This is a genomic window from Cytobacillus sp. IB215316 (assembly GCF_033963865.1).
Lineage (GTDB): Bacteria > Bacillota > Bacilli > Bacillales > SM2101 > Nanhaiella > Nanhaiella sioensis.
Genome location: NZ_JAXBMC010000039.1, coordinates 1 through 3,970 on the forward strand (window position 1 = coordinate 1; position 3,970 = coordinate 3,970).

The window sequence follows — 3,970 nt, forward strand, 5'->3', positions numbered from 1 at the left end:
TGCTTACGGTCAAAAAACACCTCAAGAAGTTGTGAATGCTTGGATGAATAGTGAAGGTCATCGTAAAAACATTTTAAACTCTAGCTTCACTCATATTGGTGTTGGTTATGTTGAACAGGGTAACTATTGGACTCAAATGTTTATTGGTAAATAATGAAACAACTAAGCTAACAAACTATTAAAAAATGAGCTATTCTATGACAAAATAGAGTAGCTCATTTTTTATTTTATTGGAGTAGTTTCTAAATTGACTGTCGTTACTTGAGTTAGAAAGCCACCATTTCGTTTAAAAAAAGAGTTTGTATAAATATTTCAACGTAGGAGCTTTATTGTTTATTAAAGAAAAACGAATTGACGAGTGCTGCATACTCTCTAATATGCGAGTAGACTGTCTCATACAATGGGGTTTTAGCAGAAACTCCGTATGCATCATAGTCTAGACGGTTTGCTAGCATTTTAGCACGAAGCAAATGAAAGTCACTTGTTACTATAGCTACGCGATTATTATTATTAAAGTCAGTTATTAATCCTTTAGAGTAAAGTAAGTTTTCAAATGTACTCGTTGCGGCTGTTTCGGGAATAATCAATGATTCTTTAACACCTAAGGATATTAGATATTCTTCCATAGCTTCACCTTCAGATTTTACTTCACCGATACCGGTTCCTCCAGTAGTAATTACCTGTATGTCGGGATTCTCTTTCATAAAATCGAAAGCCATATTTAATCTATTTTGTAAAGTTGCAGATGGTTTACCATCTTTTAAACCCGAACCAAGAACTATAATAAAATCAATATCAGCAGGAATTGAATCATTTTGTGCTTTATACATAAGAATTTCGAACGATATGCTCATTAATACAAACAGCCCTAAAAATAAATAAAGTAAAAATCTAAGCGTTTTTCTTTTTGAGATATAAAGCAACACTTGTTTATAATAAAATGAGCTCAATAATAAAATTAATGCAAAAATCGATAAAAAAATCGTTACAATATCAATATGACCCTTAATATAAATCATTGACAAGGCATAAAGAAAACAAGATATAGATATAATTCTTAATAGAATTTTCATAAAACCCCCTATATTTTCATAAATGTCATAAACAATACTGAATAAATAAAAGAACATTCCTAGTATTCAAATCTTTAGCTCGACATTGATTCAGCGATTTGTATGTCAACAAATACGACTCTGCTTTATTAAAGGCTGTTTTAACATTGATTGTTGTTTTTCGTACAAAGAACTAAATACGTATAAACCAAGCATTCGTTGCATCTTTTCTCATATAAAATGTAGTCAATTGCAAAAAATCATTAATTACTGTACTAAATAAGTCTCAATATCACAGATGTTTACGAATAGAGCCTCTCGTAAACTTTTGTGCTATTGTTCTTGATTTGGAAGATTAAGACATGAATTTACACAACAGTCATCGTTTAGCTAAAAAGCTGCACGATATCTAGTTGAATTCGTGTTGATTTTTATCGTAAAAAAACTATCCATACAAGAATAGCCACTGTACATCCAAAATACGTCAGTTTCAATGTTCAGCAGCTATCATTTCAGTCTACTTAATAATAATATAGTATAAATCTCAATTATAATCCACATTATTCCATATTGACTCTCACACAAATTTAAATGAATTACAAAACAAAAAGCAATTGCCTTTTACATGAAGGAATTGCTTTTTAGCACATTATATTGTTAAATTGCACTTATCGTTTATCTTACCTTAAGACGCTTTCTTAAGTCTCTTTTTCACATTGATTGTTGCTTTCCGTTGTAAAAAGTATAAGTCTCGTATATGCTGTTTCTGCTATTTTAAAAATTATTACCCCTCCCCTTTACACTTAACATATTGTCTGTTTTTAGTAACAAAGCAACAAAGTTACGAAAAGAACTTATTGTAAACGTGTTTACTACTCGTTGCTGCGATGATAATGATAGTGAATACTACTGTTAAATTTTTCATCATTCAACTCTCCTTAATTGATAGTTTAGTGATCCTATTTTCTATTTGAATTGTGTAAAGTACAAAGTTAGCAAACAACTGTAAAAAAATATTTGTGATAAATTATACTACCATTTCTTGTTCGTATATCGTCACGATTATTCCATCTATATTATTGCCTGAAAGCTCATATCGTTTGTTTTGTGGTAACTTTACCGAGCTCATTTGTGTCATATGGTAATAATAAACAGTATAACTAAGTTCGTTCACACTGACAGAAACAACCTTCTCTTCTTTTAAATAATCTAAATATTCTTCTAAAACAAGATTATTTTCATACATAATGGCGCTGTGCGGTAAACCAACATACCGAATATGCCACGGTTCGTATTGTATACCTGTAATTTCGGTCTTATCCTTTGGATAGCGTAAAATAAAACCAAACCGCCAAGCATTTTTTTCAATCCATTTTCCTTCAGCTGCATGAATCATTTTCGTTTTAGTTGAACCTACATCAAGTGATAAGCCGGCATTATGTTCACTATAGCCTGGGGGCATTGCAATCGTTGGTCCCATTTCTTTATAAAGTCTATTTTGCTCATCAAACCCTCTAAAACCACTATTAATTGTGAAATTCCGAACACCATCTCTTTTAGCGAAATATACCATTTGCGAAAACCTTTGTGCTACATCTCTAGATAATTCAATTTTAGTATTACGTAATCTATATCCCTGCTTTAATTCTTTATACTTGGATAATTTTACAATATCTGATCTTACACTTTCTTCACGAACAGGGTATTGAGACTTGATTAGGACTAAATCTCCCTGATAAATGAGTGATTTATTTAAAGGTTGTTCTACTACATTTTTATGTGATTTGATATCGTCTACTTTGACGACTATATTATTATTTTCATTTATTGGTTGATTTCTTTGATTATCTTCAAAAATAGGGTCAACGAATACATTTACAGCTGCTACACTTAGACATATTATTAAAACTAAAAAATATCCCCACTCAAGCAACTTCTGATTCCTCCTTTGTGATAAGTATTTGTTAGTATTGTTCAATGGGTCAATCATTCAGCAAATGTAATTTTAAGTTACTACTAATATACTGGATATTCATTAACTATAAGCTCATATAACTATGAAGAACTTCTTAAGATTCTTTTAATATAGTTAGCCAAAACTATTATATGCCATAGAAAAGAGGTGTCTTAAAGTCTGCATTTATACTTTTTAGACACCTCTTTTCTATGCAAATTTGTTACGAAAGAGAAACAGATATTAATGCCTTTTCATTCTTATATCAGCTGTATGCTCTTCGATTTTTGACAAATTAAACTAATTGATTGATGTGATGCGTTTCTTTAATCAAATTCATTTTTTTGTTGCTTTCATTGTCATAAAAAGAGACTTAAAATGAAGCGTTATGTAATTTAGCCAATAAAAAATGCACAACTATTTGCTGCGCATTATTTTCCGACATTATTAGCTTGTTTATGTCGTGTAAATCGAAAAAGAATTTACTGACAGATTTTTTTATTATTTTGACTATAGTATATAGTACAAACTTTTCTTCGCCACATTTGCCCCAATTGGCTAAATATGTTTATGGAGAATCTTAAATCGCATTTAAAAAGAGCACGATATAGATATTATATCCATATCTACTAAAATTCAGAAGAATTCAATGTATCCCTTCTCATCATTTTTTACAAATATGTTATATATCATCAAAATTATGTAATAAGCTGTAATAAAATTGTAGTAAATAGTGCTATCTAAAAAGTTGTCAATACTTATATCAATGTAATATTTCTCTTTAATGTTTATATATGGTATTCCAATATATACACGTATGCCTTTATATTTATAGCTCAGCCTTGATCTCTCAATGTTTTATTAGTTTTTTAACTATTCTTTCTTTTATATTGGGTATTTCAACCAGAAATATGACAAAAAACAGCTGTTATAGTGGATATGTAAGATAAACAACGAGGAGGAA

Annotated in this window: 3 protein-coding genes; 1 reads left to right on the forward strand and 2 read right to left on the reverse strand. The window is 30.0% G+C overall.

All coding sequences use genetic code 11. The annotated features are described in order from the left end of the window. A partial coding sequence (locus tag SLH48_RS22060; protein ID WP_320259890.1) for a CAP domain-containing protein occupies positions 1 to 154 on the forward strand: 154 nt, incomplete at its 5' end. A 172-nt stretch (positions 155 to 326) separates the two neighbouring features. On the opposite strand, the gene SLH48_RS22065 is transcribed toward SLH48_RS22060, so the two are convergent. Next, the gene (locus tag SLH48_RS22065; RefSeq protein WP_320259888.1) at positions 327 to 1,073 is read right to left on the reverse strand and encodes a YdcF family protein; all 747 of its coding nucleotides are present in this window, start codon (positions 1,071 to 1,073) and stop codon (positions 327 to 329) included. A 1,006-nt stretch (positions 1,074 to 2,079) separates the two neighbouring features. Further along, positions 2,080 to 2,985, reverse strand: coding sequence for a M15 family metallopeptidase (locus tag SLH48_RS22070; RefSeq protein WP_320259889.1), 906 nt, complete (start codon positions 2,983 to 2,985; stop codon positions 2,080 to 2,082). Positions 2,986 to 3,970 lie beyond the last annotated feature (985 nt).